A 1,851-nucleotide genomic window follows, 5' to 3' on the forward strand; every position below is an offset into this window, starting at 1 on the left:
AACCAGGGACACACGGATTTTCAGTCCGTTGCTCTACCAACTGAGCTAAGGTACCGGCAATTATTTAAATGTTGCCTGCAAAAACAACTTTTTGTTGTTTAAGCGGCTGCAAATATAAAGTTATTTTGGTTTGCACAAAACATAAAAATAAAAAAACTTTTTATTTCTAACATTTCAAAGCCTGATTTCAAAACCAAATTGTATTTTTGCTCCCTTAGTACTTTCAAAATGAACTTAGTAGTTGATGTTGGTAATACCTTGGTAAAATTGGCCGTTTTCAACGGAAAAAATATAGTGTATAAAAAAATTGTCGTAAAGTCTGATTTTGATAAGACAATTGAGTTTGTTAAGGATGAATACGCTGAAATCTCTCGAGCAATTTTAAGTGTGGTTGGAAGTTTTTCAGACAAGAGCATTTCAAAAATCAGCAAACACTTTCAAACAATTTATTTCACTACTGAAAGTAAAATTCCATTTATAAATGATTACACAACACCAAAGTCACTTGGAGTTGATCGTCTTGTTTTGGTTTCGGCAGCTTTTGATCAATATCCCGGCAAAAACTGTTTGGTAATTGATATGGGCACTTGTGTGACCTATGATTTTTTAAATGCTGAAGGTCATTATAAAGGAGGAGCCATTTCTCCAGGAATAAATATGCGCTACAAGGCGCTAAATTCATTTACTGAAAAACTCCCCCTTCTTGATGTAAATGCACCTGAGAGTATTATTGGTGATTCCACACAAACATCTATCCATTCAGGAATTATTTTTGGAGTCACCTTTGAAATTGACGGCGTTATTTCCCGTTATAAAGAAGAAAATAAAGATTTAACAGTTATTTTAACAGGTGGTAATGCGCATTTTTTGCGAGATAGATTAAAAAATAGCATATTTGCGCATTCAAATTTTCTCCTTGAAGGGTTAAACTTTTTATTAGAATATAACCAAACTGCATGATACAAAGACTTTTAGTAATCGTTTTGCTATGCATTACTTCTATCACCACGGCTCAAGAGGCTACTTCCTCTCCCTATTCTTATTTTGGGGTTGGGTCATTAAATTTTAGGGGTACGGTTGAAAATAGAAGCATGGGTGGAATAAGTATGTTTTCAGACAGTATTCATCTTAATCTTCAAAATCCCTCAGGTTTGGCACACCTTAAACTCGTGACCTTTTCGGTTGGGGGTACTCATAAATATATCAATCAGGAATCTGCCATAGAAAGCGGAAAGGCCTCTTCTACTTCAGTAAATTATTTGGCTATTGGAATTCCTCTGGGTGAGAAATTTGGAGCAAGCTTTGGAGTGTTGCCCTTGACATCAGTGGGGTACAACCTTGAAGGGCAGTCTGAAGATGCCATTGTCCAAAATATCGGTGAAGGAGGTATGAATAAAGTTTTTCTCTCACTGGCTTATGCAATCAATAAAAACCTGAGTGTAGGGCTTGATGCAAATTATAATTTCGGGAATATAACCAACAACACACTCCTTTTTAATCAGGATGTTGAATTTGGAACCCGTGAAACAAACAGGTCAAATCTTTCAGGGTTTAGCATGAACGTTGGGGCAACCTATAAAAGAATGCTGACTGATAAACTGGAAATGTATTCGTCAGCAACATTTACACCGGAAACAAAATTGAATTCAGAAAACTTTAGAGAATTTGCCAGTGTTTTTGTACCGGATTTAAATTTTCAGATAGATGTTGATGTGCGTGAAGTAGATGTAGAAGATACCAAGTTGACTCTTCCGTCCCAATTTACAGTTGGTTTTGGAATCGGACAGCCTAGAAAATGGTTTGTTGGTGCTGAATATACGGCTCAACAATCAAGCGGTAACTCAAACAGAA

Annotated in this window: 2 protein-coding genes; both read left to right on the forward strand. The window is 36.1% G+C overall.

The window, feature by feature from the left end:
* The first annotated feature begins 228 nt into the window (after window positions 1–228).
* Entirely contained in the window at window positions 229–960 is a 732-nt protein-coding gene (locus AACY61_RS13145; RefSeq protein WP_339612036.1) for a type III pantothenate kinase, read from the forward strand.
* The coding region (locus tag AACY61_RS13150) for a hypothetical protein (protein WP_339612037.1) at window positions 957–1,851 on the forward strand (895 nt) is incomplete at its 3' end. The genes AACY61_RS13145 and AACY61_RS13150, both read left to right, overlap by 4 nt.

The organism is uncultured Planktosalinus sp. (genome assembly GCF_963973675.1).
GTDB lineage: Bacteria > Bacteroidota > Bacteroidia > Flavobacteriales > Flavobacteriaceae > Planktosalinus.

What these genes read in the sequence shown, in the direction of transcription:
- AACY61_RS13145 (WP_339612036.1), top strand. Translation starts at nt 229, where the DNA reads ATGAACTTAGTAGTTGATGTTGGTAATACCTTGGTAAAATTGGCCGTT.